The organism is Sphingobacteriales bacterium, assembly GCA_016706405.1.
Lineage (GTDB): Bacteria > Bacteroidota > Bacteroidia > Chitinophagales > UBA2359 > BJ6.
On sequence record JADJJT010000003.1, the window covers coordinates 295960 to 313404 of the forward strand.

The window sequence follows — 17445 nt, forward strand, 5'->3', positions numbered from 1 at the left end:
TAGATTTACGCAAATCAATTTCCGGCACCAATACGCATAATCAGTGCCTCGACTTGGCTTTCCCAAAGTGCAATTTGGTCATCAGTTTCGCGTTTTTCAGCAAAATCGGTAATAATTAAAATTGTATCTTCTGTTATAGGAGATTTTTCAATTCTAAATTCTAAAAACTCATTTTCCGGATTATCTAAAAACTTAAACTTAATAAAATGATGGTCTTCATAATCAAGTACAATTGCCCGCTCTGAACTTTTGCCCCAGCCAAAAATCAACATATCGTCTCGCTCTTCAATCCATTCGGCAAACCATTCTGATAAGCCCGTAACGGTAGCCAAAAACTCGTATAATATAACGGGCGACGATTTAACAATAAAATCAACCGAAAATTTTTCCCTAGCCATACATGTTTTTATTTTATATTTATTAAATTTTTACAATCTACTCATCGTAGCTGCATGTTAAGCAAATTGTAACAAGGCGCAATTTTAGGCAAAAATTAAGTACTTCCAAGCAAAAATTAAAAAAAGTTGAAAATTTTTTTTAAATTCAGAGACTGTCTAAAAATTAAAAATTGGCATGCCAGTCCTAAAAATTGATAGGAAAAAAGTTATTAAAAGAGATGTGAATAAAAGACTATCAGTTTGACGTTTAAATAATAATTCATAGCTTTATGAAAATCAAACACATAAAGTAAAATGAAAACCTACCCAAGCAGTCTCACCGATAGTCAATGGAGTGCAATATTAGGCATTTTAGACGACAAACGGAAACGAAAACACAGTTTAAGAGAAATTTTTAATGCGCTGTTCTATTTGCTTAAAACTGGCTGTCAATGGCGCATGCTGCCGTTCCATTTTCCGTCATGGAAGCTTGTTTACTACTATTTTACCAAGTGGAAGAAGGATGGGACGATAGAACTCATCCATGAAATACTCAGGGATAAGACTCGAAAGCAAGCAGGCAGGGCTTCATCGCCAAGTGTTGGTATAATTGATAGCCAGAGCGTAAAGACAACAAGCGTCGGAGGCTTGTGCAGAGGGATTGACGGGGGTAAAAAAGTTAAAGGCAGAAAGCGGCATATTATTGTAGATACAATGGGACTACTTTTTAGCGGTTGTGGTTCATGCGGCAAATGAGCATGACAGTAAATCAGCCCCAATGGTTATAGCTGACCTCAGAGGCAGGTTTTGCAGATTGGTAAAGATAGTAGCTGATGGCGGGTATAGAGGCGAGTTAATTGAAAATACCCGCAAAACGTTTGGGTGGGTGGTTGAGGTTGTAAGTAGATCGAATACAGCCTCGAAATTCGAAGTATTGCCAAAAAGATGGATTGTTGAAAGAACTTTTGCATGGCTCGAAAGCTATCGAAGATTGAGTAAAGACTTTGAGTTCCAAACCGAAACGAGCCAGACAATGATCCAACTTGCCATGATAAAATTGATGCTTAATAGAATTAGAAAATAAAATTTAGATAGGCTCTAAATCATAAAATACTAATCCTGCCCACAAACGATGTTTTTTAATGCCACTTTAGCCCTGATTCAAATTTAGATTCTCACCAAATCAGTGATAAAAAATAAAAAAACAGTATCTTCAATTTGCCCCAAGCTTAAACAAACAGGCATTTAAATTGTTTATATTCAATTATTCAAAAACCAAAACAAAATATTCAGCCTTAATTATGTCTTTAACAATTGGCGATATCGCCCCCCATTTTGAACTTTTTGACACCAATAAGCAAAAGCAAAGCCTAACCGATTATTTAAATAAAAATTTGGTTTTGTTGTTTTTTCCTCAAGCATTTTCGGGTGTTTGCACCAATGAGATGTGTAGTTTTAGAGATTCTTTAGCCGACTATAACGATTTAAATTGTAATGTGGTAGCTATTTCTGTCGATTCTATATTTACACAGGCAAAATTTAAAGAAATAAACAGCCTTAATTTCGACTTATTAAGCGATTTTAACAAAGAAGTGGCCCCCGCCTACGGTGCTTTTTATGAAAACTGGGTTTTTGAAATGCGCGGTGTAGCTCGTAGGGCAGCCTTTGTAATTGACAAAACCGGTGCCATCCGCTATGCCGAAGTATTAGAATCGGCGGGTGATTTGCCTAATTTTGAAGCAATTAAAGAAACAGTTGCCGCCATAAACTAAACAGACCAAACAAAAGAAAATAGAAAAACAAAAGCGCAAAGGCAGTTAAATGCTTTTGTGCTTTTTTATTTAATTCTTACAGACAAGTGATGCCTGAAATTTTCTTGGCTAAGGATAAGCTAATTTATTTGTTGCTTTCCGGAAATTTTTAGTGCCCGGGACGAGATTCGAACTCGTACACCCTTACAGGCGCCACCCCCTCAAGATGGTGTGTCTACCAGTTTCACCACCCGGGCTAATTATATAGCTGTGTTAAAAATAAAACAGCGGCGCAAATTTACAATACATTTGTTTGACTTCCAAATTTACCGCTCTTAGCATGGTCGTAAAAAGCTTTTTATGATTGGTTATTAACAACGGCAACTATTACCTGTTGGGTTTTGGGTGTAATTCTGAAACGTTCGTCGGCACGCAAGCCCACTGCCCAAATGATGCGGTTGCGCGCATCGCACAAAACCCATTGCCTGTCTTTATCGGCCAACGACAATTTAAGGTCTATAAAAAAGCGGCTTAGTTTTTTCTTCTTTCGGTTTAGCCCAAACGGATAAAAATAGTCTCCGGGTTGCCAGCGGCGCAGTACTAACGGGAGGGCTACCAAATTAGCATCGAACCAAGCGCGGTTTGGCGTTGGTGCTATGGTAATATCGCTGGCAAGCTCTGTATTAAGTTGCAGCGTAAATCCGGAAGTAATAAGTTTAGAAGGCAGGGCATCAATATTGTGTTGTGATGTTTTTTGGTTTTCTGCCTTGGTTATCAACAACTGCGTCCGGTTTTTAATAATTTTATACGTTGGGCTAAGCCATGTTTTGCCCGACTCGCCGTTTAAGGCAGCCCAAACTTCGTTTGATTGTGTGGTATTGAACCCAAAATCTGATAAAACTTCAAACAATATGGTAGGAGCGCCGGGTATAGCTGTCAGTTTCCGGATTCCTATTTCAATATCGCCATGAAAATTCGTTTGCAACAGTTTTCGCTTAATAGTTGTCAGTGCCTGCCTGTAAACTAATTCCGTATCGCGCAGGTATAACGAGGTTTGGTATATATGTTTTATTGCTTGTGGGTTAAGTTGTACTAAAGTAGGCAAAACCTGGTGGCGAATAAAATTGCGTTCGTATTTATGAGCTTGGTCATTGCTGGCATCGTGTTGCCAATTTAGGTTGTTTTGTTGGGCATATTGTGTAATTTGTTGCTTGTTGAAACCTAAAATTGGCCTAATTATAATACCTTGTTGGGGCAAAATCCCATGCAAGCCGGCAATTCCGGCACCTTTTGTTAAGTTGAGCAAAACTGTTTCGGCTACATCGTTTTGGTGGTGCGCCGTTGCAATAAAATGGTAATTATGTGTTTGTTGAAGCTGAGCAAACCAATCATAGCGCAATTGCCGTGCCGCCATTTGTATGGACAAGGTATTAGCCTTAGCATAATCAAGCGTTTCAAAATGGGTTGTATAAAAAGGCAAGTTTAGCGCTTGGGCTAATTCAAGCACAAAAAGCTCATCGAAGTCGCTGTTTTGCCCCCGCAAACCAAAATTACAATGTGCAACACCTAAGGTACAAATATCATTTAATCCGGATAAAATATGTAATAACACAACCGAGTCAACACCTCCGCTAACAGCCACCAATAGCTTAATTTTTCCGGATATTGCCTGTTCAATTTTAAGTTTTTTCAAAAATTCGGCTACACTATTAATATTCATTGGCTTACGCATTAGTAGGGGTTAATTTTTCGGTACGCAGGGCGTCGCGTATTATTTTGCGCAATACCAACAAAAAAGCAGCAACAAACAAGCCAAAAGTTACCCATTGTACGATTGTTTTAAACTTATCTTGTTCAAGGACTGAAAGTGGCAGAGATGGTATATCAATAATTTGAACTACGGGCGTATTGTTAAGCAGGTTCATACTGGCTACCTCGCGATTTTTTACGGCCTCGGCATACATAACATTCAAAATTTCGGCATTACTTTTTAGACGGTCTTGCCTTATGGCTTTGGTGGCGGCAATAGACCCGGCGCGCATAGAAGTACGGTTATCATCAACCCAGTTAGCCAACGAGTACTCGGCATTAATTAAAGCGTTATAAATTGAATCAACCCGGTTGTTTAAAATATCGAAAGTGCGTTTTTGCCGCTCGGTAGCGCGTTTAATGTAAATATCGCTAACAGTTAGCACCAAATTTTGTGTGAACTCTTTGGCAAAAACTTCGTTTGTAGCAGTACATGTTATATAAATTATGCCGCTTTCGGAGGCAGTTGCCGACAATAACTCGGTTGTAATATTTTTATAAATTGCAGCAGCAACTGTGTTTTCGGTCAAATTAAACTGTTCGATGGGTTTGGCAACAAAATTGAAATTAGCCAAAGAGTCCGTCTTTTCTTTAACTCCAAACAAAGATAAATAATGATTAAACAACAGGTCTTTTTTTCCGGATATTGTTACTTCACGTTGTAAGGTTGTAAATACCATTTGTTGCGTTGAAAGCAACTCGACAATGCGTTCGGCAGTGGTTTCGCCCCCCGAAAAGCCCAACATGCCAGCTATGGGCAAAATAGAATTAAAATTACTACGGCCGGCAGGCTCGGAATTAGTCATAAATGAGGCTTTTGCCACATACAACTGAGGTTTAGTATTTTGTTTGTAAACACTATAAGTCAAAGCCAAGCCCGCAGCAATTGCCAACCAAAACCAATTTTTAAGCAAGTATTTAAAATATTCGGAAATTGTTAAAAGAGTTTGTCGCAGCGATAAAGGCTGGGGCATATCGGGTGGGGGCGAATTCATGTTTTTGGTTTGCCTAAGGGGGTTTTAGCAAATTAAATCAAATAAACGGCAAAATTACCTTGTTTACATCTAAAAACAGGTAAATTTCCTTAAATTTTAAATAAGAAATGATTTTTTTTAGCCGATGTTTGGTAAAAACAAAAAACTACCCTACATTTGCACCGCATTTGCGGAAATAGCTCAGTTGGTAGAGCGCAACCTTGCCAAGGTTGAGGTCGCGGGTTCGAGTCTCGTTTTCCGCTCTCTTAAAATTATAAGAGAAATAAAAAGAAATTACTGCCCGGGTGGTGGAATTGGTAGACACGCAGGACTTAAAATCCTGTCGCCATCAACAGCGGTGCGGGTTCAAGTCCCGCCTCGGGCACTTTTCTTTTTTTTTGTTATTTGCGGAAATAGCTCAGTTGGTAGAGCGCAACCTTGCCAAGGTTGAGGTCGCGGGTTCGAGTCTCGTTTTCCGCTCAGTTGTTTGCACTAAAACCCCAAGCTTTAAAAATAAGCTCGGGGTTTTTCTTTTTTATGTTATTGTCCTGATAATTGCCTGACTGTCTATGCTTGTAAAGAAGCAAAATATTACTCTATGGCCTCACCTTAACTCATTTGTTAAAAATTGGCTGCAAAATTTAAACCCAACGCTGGCAAGTTTAACCCCCTACCCTGCCAACTCTCATGGTCTAAATAACGCAATTATTGCTGCCACCCAACATCAACAAAACTATTGGCCACATAGGCAAACACTAAGCCAAACCCTTGTCAAACAATATTTGCAAATAAATGTAGCACAAAACGATGTAGTTTACAAGCAAATAAACCTGCTTCAACAGCCCAACACGTTTGCTATTGTTACCGCCCACCAGCCTGTTTTGTTTGGGGGGCCATTGTATTTTATTTACAAGGCGATATCGGCAATAGTATTGGCAAACGAGTTAAATACGCAGTATCAAAGTGAGGGTTTGCAGTTTCTACCTGTTTTTTGGATTGGTGGCGAAGACCACGATTTTGAAGAAATAAGCCACATCCGGTTGTTTGGCAAAAAATACCAATGGGAACATGCGCCAACACAAGGCGCAACCGGCCAAATGCCCCTTGAAACGCTAACACCCTTAGTAGCCGAAATAATTGCCGTTTTAGGCAATCAAAGCCTACATGCAGCCGAGTTGGCAAACTGGCTACAAAAAGCCTACGCCCCACCCCATAATTTAGGCCAAGCGACACAACTTTTTTTGCATTTTTTATTTGGGCAATACGGTTTAATTGTGCTTAACCCCAACGAAGCAAATTTTAAGGCAATGTTTGCCAATACAATGGCCAGCGAAGTGTTACACCAAACCAGTTACAAACAAGTCGGTAAAACCAACCAAATAATACAACAATTAGGTTATACACCACAGGCATTTGTACGCGAGGTAAACCTTTTTGAAATGGGCAAGCATTTCCGGAGTCGTATCTTATACAACGCAGGCACTAAACAATATACTTTGCCATCTGCACCCCATATTAGTTACAGCCCAACACAACTTAGTGCGTTAATTGAGCAAAACCCTCAGCAGTTTAGCCCTAATGTTATAATGCGCCCTTTATATCAACAAACAATTTTGCCTTGTATTGCCTATATTGGCGGTCCCGGCGAGGTTAGCTATTGGTTGCAATTGGCTGAAAATTTTAAAGCCTTCGATGTGTTTTATCCCGTAGTTTTGCTGCGCGATATGGCTATTTGGGCTGATAAACAGATAGGGGGAAAAGCACAAAAATTGCAATTAAATCCGGATGATTTATGGCTTAGTTATCCGGAATTAGCGCAAAAATTCCTGCGAAAATGGGCAAATACCGAACCCAATTTGCTTGAAAGTGAAATATCTAATATCAAGCAGATACTGACAAATATTAGCACAAAAGCAAATACTATAGACGGCAGCTTAGCTACCACAGTTGCCGCCGAAAGCGCCAAAATAATATCGGGGCTTGAAAAATTGCAAGAAAAATTGTTTAAAGCCGAAAAACGAAAGCACGAAATTGAACTTCAACAATTGGCCAACTTGCACCAAAAATTATATCCGGAAAACAATTTGCAAGAAAGAATAGACAATTTCATGCCTTTGTATTTACAATATGGCCGCTCGTTTTTTGACTATCTACTTGAAAATTTTAATCCAACCGAGCAAAAAGTTAAACTATTTGTAGATGTGTAACGACCTAATAATTATAGCCTTTTGGCGTTTTCTTATTTTTTAATAGGGCAAATAAAAAATTATAGACTAACTTTGCATAAATAGTAATTGCCTTAATTACAATTACACTAATACATAAAAATAACAATATTATGAAATTAAGCACTTCTTTCAACCTTAGTATTTTCTACCCCTTAGTACTAATTATCGGTCTCCTTTTTGCGCACAACTCCTTAAATGCTCAATGCCCACCTTCAAAAATGGCTAATACCCACGTGGTACAACCAAAAGAGAATTTATATCGAATAGCCAAAAAATACCACACCACTGTTGCCCAGCTTTGCGCCTTAAACAACCTAAACCCTAACGATATTTTACCTGTTTGTAAAACCATAATACTTAAAGAAAAACAAGCAACAGCCAACAACAATAAAATGCCTCAAAACACCAACACCCATATTGTAAAACCTGGTGAAAACATTTTAAGCCTTGCAACCTATTATGGGTTTACCGAAAATCATTTTCGAAGCATCAATAATTTACAAGCGCAAGCCTCTGTTTTTCCGGGTATGGAATTAATAACGCAAGACTGCGCAATATATACCGACCCTTATTTTGTTTTAACATCCACTAACTCCAACGCCAGCGATTCGCATGTGCAGCCTACAAACACAGCGCCATTGCCATCACAAACAACATCAACGCCATCATCTTTGCCTTCAAATACAAGTCCGGCACCCAGCCCTTACAACAAACAAACGCCTATTAAATTTGATGGCCGAACCGGTGCAATTACCAACGCGCTGCCCTTGCCCGCGCCATATAATGCAAGTGGCAAAAATACGAATCCAGACTATATAAATGTAAAAGACAATTTTTAGTCTTTAAATTTTTTCTCAACAATAGTTCAGCGTATTAAGCGTGGGCTGCAAAGATTTTAGTAAAATAACTGCTGTGGCCATGGTGAAAAACAGCAATTAAAATAAATTATCATGCTATCGTGGTTTGAAGAATGGTTTAACTCGCCGTATTACAAAATTTTATATAAACATAGAACAGAACAAGAGGCCGCCCTTTTTTTAAATCGGTTAATTGCCAAATATAAATGGCCAAAAACTTGCAATATGTTAGACCTTGCCTGCGGCGAGGGACGACATGCCTTGTTTTTAGCCCAACAAAACTATTGTGTTACAGGCATAGACATTGCCTCCAACAGCATTCAAAAAGCAAGGGAACAAGCAAAGCTAAATCGCCTTTCAAGCAATAGTTTAAATTTTGTAGTAGGCGACATGCGGCAGCCCTTTGGCCAACAGCAGTACCAGGTAATATTTAACTTGTTTACTTCGTTTGGTTATTTTGAGCAGCAGACAGATAATTTGACGGTTTTACACAACGCACACAAAGCCCTGTTACCAAATGGACACTTGCTAATAGATTTTATGAATACCCATAAAATTGTAGCCAATTTAGTGCCCCACGAAACAAAAATGATTGATGGAATTTACTTTGAAATTTGGCGTTATTTAGAATCCGGATATATTGTAAAAAAAATTGCGGTAAGCGAACCAAATTCCGGAAAGATTTTAAATTTTTACGAACGGGTTCAAGCCATTTATCCGGATGATTTTAAAGAACTTTTTGCCAAATCATCTTTCAAAACAGATAATTTATTTGGCAACTACAATCTTTCTGACTATGACTCTCAAACCTCCGAAAGGCAAATTTGGGTGTTAAAACCTCTCTAATAATTGTAATTTTGAAATAAAAAAACGTATGTTTGCTTTATGTTACCCCCAAATACTGAAAACAACCAAAACAACGAAAAAAAAATCCAAGTAGTTAGCGCAAAACTAATTGGCACCTACGGCCACGTGCAACAAATGCCTCCGCCAATTTTGCCCGAATACGCATTTATTGGCCGATCGAATGTGGGAAAATCATCGTTAATTAATATGCTAACTAAACGCCGAGATTTGGCTTGGGTTTCGCACACGCCCGGAAAAACCCAGGCTATTAATTTATTTGGCATTGATGATGCCTGGTATTTGGCAGATTTGCCCGGATATGGCTACGCCAAAGTCTCGAAGGTAGCGCGCAGGCAATTTAGTGCCATGATGACCAATTACCTAAAGCAACGCCAAAATTTACAATGCGTTTTTCATTTAATTGACAGCCGAATACCTCCTCAAACATCGGATTTGGATTTTTGCAACTGGATGGGCGAAAACGGGCTGCCCTTTGTAACTGTTTTTACTAAAATAGATGACCGCAAATACCAAAAGGGGTTACATGTAAACAGTTTTAAAACAGCCCTCGCTGAATCATGGAACGAACTTCCGGAAAGTTTCTTGTGCTCGGCAGTAAAAAATATAGGACAGTCTGAAATTTTACAGTTTATTTTGAAAGTAAATGCTAATTTTGTTCCTATAGCCTTAAAGGAGTAATTTTTTACACCTACTTCCTATTTTTAATTTCAATTTATACCACCATGAAGTATTTTTTTACCAAACTCGCCCTAATGGCAGCCTTAGTAATATTTATGCTTTTACAAGGTGGCCTAATAAAATTAAGTGCACAGGACACCGCAAGCTACGACCTGAAATTTGGTAACTTGCTTGTAAGTGGCAACACCCTTTGCGTTGATATTCAAATAAGAGCAGCCACAGACATACAATTTACTATTGGATCGCATACATTATCATTAAGTTACAATAAGGACAATTTGTCGAACCCAATTTATACCTCAAAAAACTTTGACAACAAAAACCTTTGTGCCATGGGCAACACTATTGCACCGTATTTTGCCCCCTTAGTTAATTACGACCAAGAAGCAGGCACTTTTAATATAGCTACAAATATAATAATACCAAAATATGGTTGCCCCAAGGTAACCCAAGATTGGTTAACTGCTGGAACGATATGTTTTGAAATGATTAGCGACATCCAACCAACAGCATTTTATTGGAATAAAGACCTTACGCTAATTACTCCGGATGGCTCTACTAATCTTAAAAATAATAGTATGAGTGATTTAGATACTATTCCAACAAGCACTTCTAAAGATACCGACAAAGACGGATTAAGCGACAACGATGAAAGCAAATACGGCACTGATGCCTCAGACCCCGACAGCGACAACGACGGCCTGCTTGATGGGCAGGAACTAATTATCGTTAAAACCGACCCACTTAACCCCGATACCGATGGCGATACCGTAGCAGACGGCCTTGAAGCACCAAGCGGACAAAAAATTGATACAGACGGCGACAGTATAATTGATGCCCTTGACAAGGACGATGACAACGACAATATACCTACCGCCAACGAAGACCCTAACAACGACAAAAATCCAACAAATGACGATACCGATGACGACAAAATACCCAATTACTTAGACAATAACGATGATAACGATCCAATTTTAACAAAAAATGAAGATACCAATAAAGATGGCAATTTTAGTAATGATGACGATGACGGCGATGGTATTCCGGATTATTTAGACCCCGACCAAGTAGGTATTTCCGGAATTAATGTAATAGGGGCAAAAGCATTCCCAAATCCGGCAAATGAGTTTCTAAACATAGAAATTGATAGCCAATATGCCCAACAAATTCAAAAAGTGCAATTAATAAACCAAGCGGGGCAAATAGTTTTAACCTCAAAAAATTACCACCAACTAAGTTTGCACAATATTGCAGCGGGCAACTACCAAATTAGTTTTATTGGTTACGACCAACAAATTTTGGGCAAATTAACAATTACCAAACAATAGCGCATAAAAAGGAAACGCGGAAAATATAATAACTTGATATTGAAATTACCGACCGGCATGTCTTATATTTATTATTTTGAGAAAGAGTTGACTTCTTACCTTTTTTTGCTAATTTTGCACACGCATAACACAAACACAACCTTCCATCTATCTATCTATCTATCTATCTATAAATAAATTTACTTTGTAATAATTTTTAATTTTTATACCTATTGCAATGAAATATTTTTCTACAAAACTTGCCTTGTTGGCAGTCTTAGGATTATTTTTGGTTTTACAAGGCGGCCTAATAAAATTAAACGCACAAGACACCGCAAGCTACGACCTAAGGTTTAACAATTTACTGTTAGGCAGCAACACCCTTTGCGTTGATATTCAAATAAAATCGGCCACAGATAAATCATTTACTATTGGCTCGCATACGTTTTACCTAAGCTACAATAAAGACAACCTCTCAAGTCCAACTTATAACTCAAAAAACTTTGACGACAAAAACCTTTGTGCCTTTGGCGGAACCACAGCCCCTTATTATGCACCAAATATGGGCTACGACCAATCATCGGGCGAGTTGAATATAACAACCATTATGATGATACCAAATTTTGGCTGCCCAGACGTTACGCCAGAATGGCTAACTGCCGGAACAATATGTTTTGAAATGATTAGCGACAGCCAGCCTACAAAATTTTACTGGAATAAAGATCTTACCGATATAAACGCCGGAGATGACCTGTCAGTACTTAAAAAAAATAATTTAGCCAATTTAGATACTATTCCGGTAGGTGCACCCAAAGACACCGACAACGATGGGCTAAACGACAACGACGAAATAACTTACGGCACCGACGTTTCAGACCCCGACAGCGATGACGACGGCCTGCTTGATGGGGAAGAGGTAAACACTTACCAAACAAAACCACTAAATAGCGATACCGATGACGATGGATTAACCGATGGCGCCGAAGTAAAAACCCATAATACAAACCCTTTAACCGACGATAGTGACGGCGACGAGCTATTAGATGGCCAAGAAATAAACGATTACAAATCGAATCCATTAAAAGCCGACACCGATGACGACGGCATTAACGACGGCGAAGAGGTGCAAGTATATGGAACCGACCCTATAAATATTGATACAGATGCCGACTTTTTGACCGACGGTGAAGAGGTATTTCAATATCTAACCGACCCTAAACTTGCCGATACAGACTTTGATGGCCTTAAAGACGGTCCCGAAGTTTTAGACCTAAAAACCGACCCGCTTAAACCCGATACCGACAGCGATGGATTGGTAGATTATATTGAAGTAGTTGATACCAAAACCGACCCCCTTAAACCCGACACCGATGCCGACCAACTTACCGATGGTCAAGAGGTAAATACCATTAAAACCGACCCGCTTAACCCCGATACCGATGCCGACCAACTAACCGATGGCGATGAGGTAAATGGCACCGCTACCAACCCATTAAGCCCCGATACAGATGGCGACACCGTAGCAGACGGCATTGAAGCGCCAAACGCGCAAAATATTGATACCGACGGAGACGGAAAAATTGATGCCCTTGACGATGACGACGACAACGACACTATTCCTACCGCCAACGAAGACCCCAACAACGACAAAAACCCAATAAATGACGATACCGATGACGACAAAATTGCCAATTATTTAGACAATAACGATGATAACGACCCACTTTTAACCATAGATGAAGATACTAACAAAGATGGCAATTTTAATAACGATGACGATGACGGCGATGGTATTCCGGATTATTTAGATGCCGACCAAGTTGGTATTTCCGGAGTTAATATAACTTGGGCAAAAGCATTTCCAAATCCAACAAACGAGTGGGTAAACATAACAGTTGATATGCAATACGCCAAAAAAATTCAAAATGTGCAATTAATAAACCAAGCCGGTCAAATAGTTTTAACATCAAACAATTACCACCAATTGAATTTGCACGCTGTTGCAAACGGCAATTACCAAATAATTTTTGTAGGTCAAAACCAGCAAGTTTTGGGTAAATTAACCCTTACCAAGCAATAAGAACTTAAAGAAAGGCAAAACAAAAAATCCCTTGTCGTGCATTGCAAGTACAAGGGATTTTTTTTATTCCATACGTTACAAAGCTATGCTTCCAAACTATTTAATATTTGCTTTATTTCTTCGGCAATTTCGGCCATAACGCTGTCAATATTATTGTGTTCGGTTATAGGTTTTCCATTTCGGGGCAAGCCCTGCAGCGGTTGGAAGGGCGTTTCCTCAAGGTCAAAATTGTTAATTTTAATTGGTACAACAGCTTTTTTACCGACATAATTTTCTACTTCAAGGGCAAAATCAAGGGTTTCAGCCTGGTACAAATTAGCACTGAATAAAACCAAAACCAAGCGGGCATCAGCCAATTTATTGCTCCACAATAGTCGTTTATTCTCGGTTGCCTTAACATGCTTGTGCACATCGAACAAATCAATTCGTTTAGCCCGTTTTAACGGAAACAACTGTGCTATCAGTTTGTCGGCATAGACACCATCATTAGGATGGTAAACTAATAAAGCATTTACAGGTTGTTTACTATTGAGATTAGAATTGGCAATATTTGAGTTGTTTTTTTCCGGATTATCATCAGACAGCGTTTTTATATCCGGAATTTGTTGTTGTATTTTCAGCTCTTGTTCTAAAAAATCTAATAAGTTTAACAACGAAAATACTATTTTATTGCGTTCAATTTTTGTACTCTCACTATCTATAAGACCCAACATTTCATTTTCTTGCAACGAACTGAGTCGGGCTTTTAACAAAGTGAGTTCGTTTTTAATTTTAAGTATTAAGTGTTCCTCGGCGTTAAACAAAGCTGCCAAAGCATCTTTTAGGTTGCCGTTGCCAATTAAGTCGCGAATTTCGTTAATATTCATAAGCAGTCGTTAAATAAAACTATTTACTTTTTCTTCTCGATTTTAGGAAACTGCTGCAAAATATCACTGTCTATTTGTAATTCGGGCAATTTTACGGTATCCGGATTGGCAAAATATTTTATCCAGCCACTAAATTTAGCATAATAGCTTGGTAATTCGTCTTTACCACTCGCACTTTTAAGGCTTCGTGAGAACTGTGGCAACGTATTTTTTGCCGAAGTTTCATCCATAAAAGGTAATATTGTATAATATTTATCTTTTTCTTTAATAACCAAAGTGTTTAGTTGCTCCATGTTTATTCGCATCAAACCGGCCTCATAAATGCTTAATTGGGGCGTTTTATCAACACTTATAACAATGCCCCAAATGCCGGGTTCTTTTTGGGGCAATTCGGTAACGTAGGGCGTGGTATTTACTATATGATCCCTTGGGTTCCTGTAGGGAGGGGGATAATTATTTATCGCGGCTTGGCTATCAATTTTGGCAATAATTTGGGCTAACGAATCGTTAATTTTATTTAGCGAGTCATTTTTTTTGTATAATATTGATTGCTCGCCAACTTTTTCGGCAGTATGGTCGTAGCGCAACTGCAATTTTTGTTCGGCCAAGTCGGCACGTTTTTTTTGTTGCCATGCCCAAAACAGGGTTACGGTAGCAGCCAAAAACAGTAAAAACCAAAACAGAGACACAAAAAAATTCAAACGCTGAATTCGGTTTACCCGCGCTAACTGTTCGTTTTTTTTAGCAGTTTCAACCGCAAATTTTTCTCGTTCGGTTATCAATTCACGGCGTTGGAAGGAGTTTAAAATAGGCCCCACTAAGGTGTCGTGGCTAATTTCGTAGGTTTTACCCAAGCGCGAGTTTTCGGCTCTTATAAGTCGGCTATTAAGTAATAACCCTAACAAAGGGTCGTTGTTTTTTAATAAATCTTTAACCATTGCTTCGGGCTGACTTACCCGCTTGCCCTGCATAATCAGATTTTCCTCCATTAAATTTTGAGCCATATTTTTTTCATCCGGATTTGTTATTTGGGCAATTTGGTCTTCGTAGTAATTCGATAATATATTGTTTATGCCCTCCTCGCCGCCCAATAAATCTACATCTACAACCACATTTTGTTTGCCTGCTAATTGTAAATTTTTCACCCTGTCTTCAATTACCTGTCCTAAAATTTGCAATTGAAAAGCCTCCACCTCTTGTTCGTTATTGGCCAAAGTTTTTAAAATAAGCTGCAAGGCATTAGGTGCAAAGGTAAAAGGTTCGGTATAAAAGTTATCGCCTTGCAAACAAGCTGGGTTTTGCAATGCCTGTTCGGCATCAGGGGGGCTTAAGGCCCGCAAATTATAGCGCGTTTTTAAAATAGCGGTTACTTGTGTCGTCAGGTCATCTAATAAATGTAATCTGTCGCTTCTTATAACAAATAAAACATGTATATCAATAGGTGAATACCAAGCTAATATTTCGGCAGTGCGTTCGCGGCGCGGAATTTCGAGTAATTGCAACTCGGTAGCTGGCGGAATTTGTAAGCTTATTATTTCGGCTATTTGTTGTGCAAAATGGTCGCGATGTGGCTTGGGATGGTTAAAAAACTCTTCGAATTGGTCAAAAATCAGAATAGGTTTAAGCGATTGTCCTTGGTTTCCGGAAAAAGTACAGGCGCGCAAATTTTCCCAAAGGGTGTATTGCCCGTTTTCTGGATTTTGTTTGGCGAATCTTTTTAGCTTTGCTATATCTAAAAAATTTACAAGTGCATTTGAAACCGCCTGAACCGGATTTATTTCAAAATTATTAAAGCGCACCGGTAGCGACTGCCAGCCTTGATTTTCGAGCGAGGGTATTACGCCTGCATTTAATAAAGACGATTTACCGATACCCGATTTAGCAAAAAGAACAACCAATTCTTTCGCTTTTAGCAGGTTCACCATCTCATCAATTTCGCGGTTGCGGCCAAAAAACAGCCGTTTATCTTCCGCTTTGTAGGGGTAAACACCTAAATAACGCCTGTTTTGTTTAGGTGCGGTTTGGCCAATCACGAATTAGTTGTTTTAATTGTTCAACAATATTTTGGTAAGGCAAGTCGGTATTTTCCCAGTGTTCCGACAACAATGGCTTTTGTGGACTTGGCGCTGGGTTAAAGGAGGCAAAAGGTGTGTCGCTCCAACCGCAATACGATACTAACACGGGCAGTAAACGGTAAGTTTTAGTTGAAGGCTGCGTTTGCATTAAATTTAGGGCATCGGTTGCTTGATTATAGGTTTCGGAGGCTAAAAATTCGGCACTAAAAAGTACAATAAACACATCGGCGGTTTGTAATTGTTGGTCAATCCAAGTTTGGGCATTTTGGCCAGCAGGCGGTAAATGGCCTTGTACAACCTCTATTTCGTTGTTTTGAATTAAGAGGGTTAAATGAAGTAATATTTTGTTAGATACATGAATATCATTTTCGGTATGATGTGTTACAATGAAGATGCGCAAAGGCTGTTTTTTATCCGGAGGATTTTGGTTTAAATTTGTTTGGCTTGTAGTGATATAATTTTGGTATTGACTTTGCAATTCGGTGGTAAACTCAGAAGCATTTTTATCAATAAACTGAAATCCAAAATGTTCTTCGTAAAACTCGCGCATGGCCTTTGAAAACTCTAAAATTGAGTGTTTTGGCGAAAAAGTAAGATTATCTTTAACCACTTGCAAATCGAGGGTGTGTAAAAGCAGTCTAAATTGCCAGTTGTCTATATCTAAATCGTAAAAAATATAGGTGCGAGGGTCTTTAAAATGGCTGACAATCCGGGGCGGTATAGGTGGCTCGCCTCTAATAATTTTTTCAACAAACTCAACTTGGTCATTTTCGGTTAAAACCAACGATCTGGGCTCATCAAATGTCCCTAATAAATTGTAAACCAATGGGTTTTGAATACTAAAAGCATTAATATCGGTTTGGTGTGGAGCATCGCCGCAAAAATTATACCATGCCTGCGTGCAGGTTTTACCTGCCTGCCGCAGGGCACGCAGCATAAAATCATCGGGGTTGGTGTTGATGATTAGCGGTACGGGTAGTTTAGCTAACTCGTGGTAAATGGGCGGAATTTGAGTAGCATACTTTTTGTAGGTCTGTAAAATAGTAGCAACCAAATCAATGCGGCGAACACCTTCGAGGTGTAAAAATTTAGAGGCTGTATAAAGTAAATTGGTTTTTTGTTGTTGGTCGTAAGTAATACTTTCGGCATCCAAATCAACACAGAGTTGTTGGGCAAAAATTTCGCGCAGGGTGCATTTAGCCTCATTATAGGTGGCTGTAGCCAACGAAGGGCCAATAATCAGCACACAGCGTCCTTGTTGTAAGTCGTTTAATAAACTATCCCATTGGCGCTTTTTAAGCATACATAATTAGTTTTATAGTTGAGTTTTGGCAGGGTGAGATAAACGAGCAGTGAGCGCATAAAATAGTTTTTAACATCCTTAGCCACCAAGTATATTGGTAAAAGGCTGTTATTAAAAGCTAAGGCTATTTTGCTTAAAACTATCATGGGCGGGGTAAAATTAGGATATTTTTTTTAGTTTTCTTACTTGTAGGAATATAAATGCAGGCAAACGTTTAAAACTGTTTTAAAATTACCAAAATAGGCAAGCAGTTCCGGGTAAAACATTAAA

At 38.9% G+C, this 17445-nt stretch carries 13 protein-coding genes, 4 tRNA genes and 1 pseudogene; 11 read left to right on the forward strand and 7 right to left on the reverse strand.

Annotated features, from left to right (window positions below):
- Positions 1-14 precede the first annotated feature (14 nt).
- Positions 15-398: an ATPase gene (locus IPI59_13105; GenBank protein ID MBK7528460.1), complete on the reverse strand. Its 384-nt coding sequence runs from the start codon at positions 396-398 to the stop codon at positions 15-17.
- 294 nt (positions 399-692) lie between these two features.
- Between IPI59_13105 and IPI59_13110 the strand changes: the two are divergent.
- Together IPI59_13110 and IPI59_13115 are read left to right on the forward strand one after the other, a co-directional pair.
- Positions 693-1461, forward strand: a pseudogene (locus IPI59_13110) (IS5 family transposase).
- Positions 1462-1678: 217 nt separating this feature from the next.
- Positions 1679-2149, forward strand: coding sequence for a redoxin domain-containing protein (locus tag IPI59_13115; GenBank protein MBK7528461.1), 471 nt, complete (start codon positions 1679-1681; stop codon positions 2147-2149).
- Between the two features lie 152 nt (positions 2150-2301).
- Here IPI59_13115 and IPI59_13120 read toward each other — a convergent pair.
- The 3 genes from IPI59_13120 to IPI59_13130 form a co-directional block, all read right to left on the reverse strand.
- Positions 2302-2385, reverse strand: a tRNA-Leu gene (locus tag IPI59_13120).
- 101 nt (positions 2386-2486) lie between these two features.
- The gene (gene tilS, locus IPI59_13125) at positions 2487-3860 is read right to left on the reverse strand and encodes a tRNA lysidine(34) synthetase TilS (protein ID MBK7528462.1); all 1374 of its coding nucleotides are present in this window, start codon (positions 3858-3860) and stop codon (positions 2487-2489) included.
- Positions 3853-4932: a hypothetical protein gene (locus tag IPI59_13130; GenBank protein ID MBK7528463.1), complete on the reverse strand. Its 1080-nt coding sequence runs from the start codon at positions 4930-4932 to the stop codon at positions 3853-3855. Before IPI59_13130 ends, tilS begins: the two co-directional genes overlap by 8 nt.
- Before the next feature lie 169 nt (positions 4933-5101).
- Here IPI59_13130 and IPI59_13135 point away from each other — a divergent pair.
- From IPI59_13135 to IPI59_13175, 9 genes are all read left to right on the forward strand, one after another.
- A tRNA-Gly gene (locus IPI59_13135) sits at positions 5102-5174 on the forward strand.
- A 36-nt stretch (positions 5175-5210) separates the two neighbouring features.
- Positions 5211-5296, forward strand: a tRNA-Leu gene (locus tag IPI59_13140).
- 22 nt (positions 5297-5318) lie between these two features.
- Positions 5319-5391 (forward strand) — tRNA-Gly (locus tag IPI59_13145).
- A gap of 89 nt (positions 5392-5480) precedes the next feature.
- Positions 5481-7118 (forward strand): bacillithiol biosynthesis cysteine-adding enzyme BshC, encoded by a 1638-nt coding sequence (gene bshC, locus IPI59_13150; protein ID MBK7528464.1) that lies wholly within the window; start codon positions 5481-5483, stop codon positions 7116-7118.
- A gap of 131 nt (positions 7119-7249) precedes the next feature.
- The gene (locus IPI59_13155) at positions 7250-7978 is read left to right on the forward strand and encodes a LysM peptidoglycan-binding domain-containing protein (GenBank protein MBK7528465.1); all 729 of its coding nucleotides are present in this window, start codon (positions 7250-7252) and stop codon (positions 7976-7978) included.
- 111 nt (positions 7979-8089) lie between these two features.
- Positions 8090-8842, forward strand: a complete 753-nt coding sequence (locus IPI59_13160; protein MBK7528466.1) for a class I SAM-dependent methyltransferase — start codon at positions 8090-8092, stop codon at positions 8840-8842.
- Positions 8843-8881: 39 nt separating this feature from the next.
- Complete coding sequence (locus tag IPI59_13165; GenBank protein MBK7528467.1) at positions 8882-9541, forward strand: YihA family ribosome biogenesis GTP-binding protein; 660 nt, start codon at positions 8882-8884, stop codon at positions 9539-9541.
- Between the two features lie 44 nt (positions 9542-9585).
- Positions 9586-10872 carry a T9SS type A sorting domain-containing protein gene (locus IPI59_13170; GenBank protein MBK7528468.1) on the forward strand — a complete coding sequence of 429 codons (1287 nt, stop codon included), beginning with the start codon at positions 9586-9588 and terminating at the stop codon, positions 10870-10872.
- A gap of 217 nt (positions 10873-11089) precedes the next feature.
- Entirely contained in the window at positions 11090-12931 is a 1842-nt protein-coding gene (locus IPI59_13175) for a T9SS type A sorting domain-containing protein (GenBank protein ID MBK7528469.1), read from the forward strand.
- 83 nt (positions 12932-13014) lie between these two features.
- Here the strand turns inward: IPI59_13175 and IPI59_13180 are convergent, their stop codons facing one another.
- Genes IPI59_13180 through IPI59_13190 form a run of 3 tightly spaced genes read right to left on the reverse strand, consistent with a single transcriptional unit; the run spans position 13015 to position 17175 of the window.
- Positions 13015-13797 carry a hypothetical protein gene (locus tag IPI59_13180; GenBank protein ID MBK7528470.1) on the reverse strand — a complete coding sequence of 261 codons (783 nt, stop codon included), beginning with the start codon at positions 13795-13797 and terminating at the stop codon, positions 13015-13017.
- A gap of 23 nt (positions 13798-13820) precedes the next feature.
- Complete coding sequence (locus IPI59_13185; protein MBK7528471.1) at positions 13821-15830, reverse strand: ATP-binding protein; 2010 nt, start codon at positions 15828-15830, stop codon at positions 13821-13823.
- Positions 15808-17175, reverse strand: a complete 1368-nt coding sequence (locus IPI59_13190) for a toll/interleukin-1 receptor domain-containing protein (protein ID MBK7528472.1) — start codon at positions 17173-17175, stop codon at positions 15808-15810. Before IPI59_13190 ends, IPI59_13185 begins: the two co-directional genes overlap by 23 nt.
- Positions 17176-17445: the final 270 nt, after the last annotated feature.

What these genes read in the sequence shown, in the direction of transcription:
- IPI59_13105 (MBK7528460.1), bottom strand. Translation starts at nt 398, where the DNA reads ATGGCTAGGGAAAAATTTTCGGTTGATTTTATTGTTAAATCGTCGCCC.
- IPI59_13115 (MBK7528461.1), top strand. Translation starts at nt 1,679, where the DNA reads ATGTCTTTAACAATTGGCGATATCGCCCCCCATTTTGAACTTTTTGAC.
- tilS (MBK7528462.1), bottom strand. Translation starts at nt 3,860, where the DNA reads ATGCGTAAGCCAATGAATATTAATAGTGTAGCCGAATTTTTGAAAAAA.
- IPI59_13130 (MBK7528463.1), bottom strand. Translation starts at nt 4,932, where the DNA reads ATGAATTCGCCCCCACCCGATATGCCCCAGCCTTTATCGCTGCGACAA.
- bshC (MBK7528464.1), top strand. Translation starts at nt 5,481, where the DNA reads ATGCTTGTAAAGAAGCAAAATATTACTCTATGGCCTCACCTTAACTCA.
- IPI59_13155 (MBK7528465.1), top strand. Translation starts at nt 7,250, where the DNA reads ATGAAATTAAGCACTTCTTTCAACCTTAGTATTTTCTACCCCTTAGTA.
- IPI59_13160 (MBK7528466.1), top strand. Translation starts at nt 8,090, where the DNA reads ATGCTATCGTGGTTTGAAGAATGGTTTAACTCGCCGTATTACAAAATT.
- IPI59_13165 (MBK7528467.1), top strand. Translation starts at nt 8,882, where the DNA reads ATGTTACCCCCAAATACTGAAAACAACCAAAACAACGAAAAAAAAATC.
- IPI59_13170 (MBK7528468.1), top strand. Translation starts at nt 9,586, where the DNA reads ATGAAGTATTTTTTTACCAAACTCGCCCTAATGGCAGCCTTAGTAATA.
- IPI59_13175 (MBK7528469.1), top strand. Translation starts at nt 11,090, where the DNA reads ATGAAATATTTTTCTACAAAACTTGCCTTGTTGGCAGTCTTAGGATTA.
- IPI59_13180 (MBK7528470.1), bottom strand. Translation starts at nt 13,797, where the DNA reads ATGAATATTAACGAAATTCGCGACTTAATTGGCAACGGCAACCTAAAA.
- IPI59_13190 (MBK7528472.1), bottom strand. Translation starts at nt 17,175, where the DNA reads ATGCTTAAAAAGCGCCAATGGGATAGTTTATTAAACGACTTACAACAA.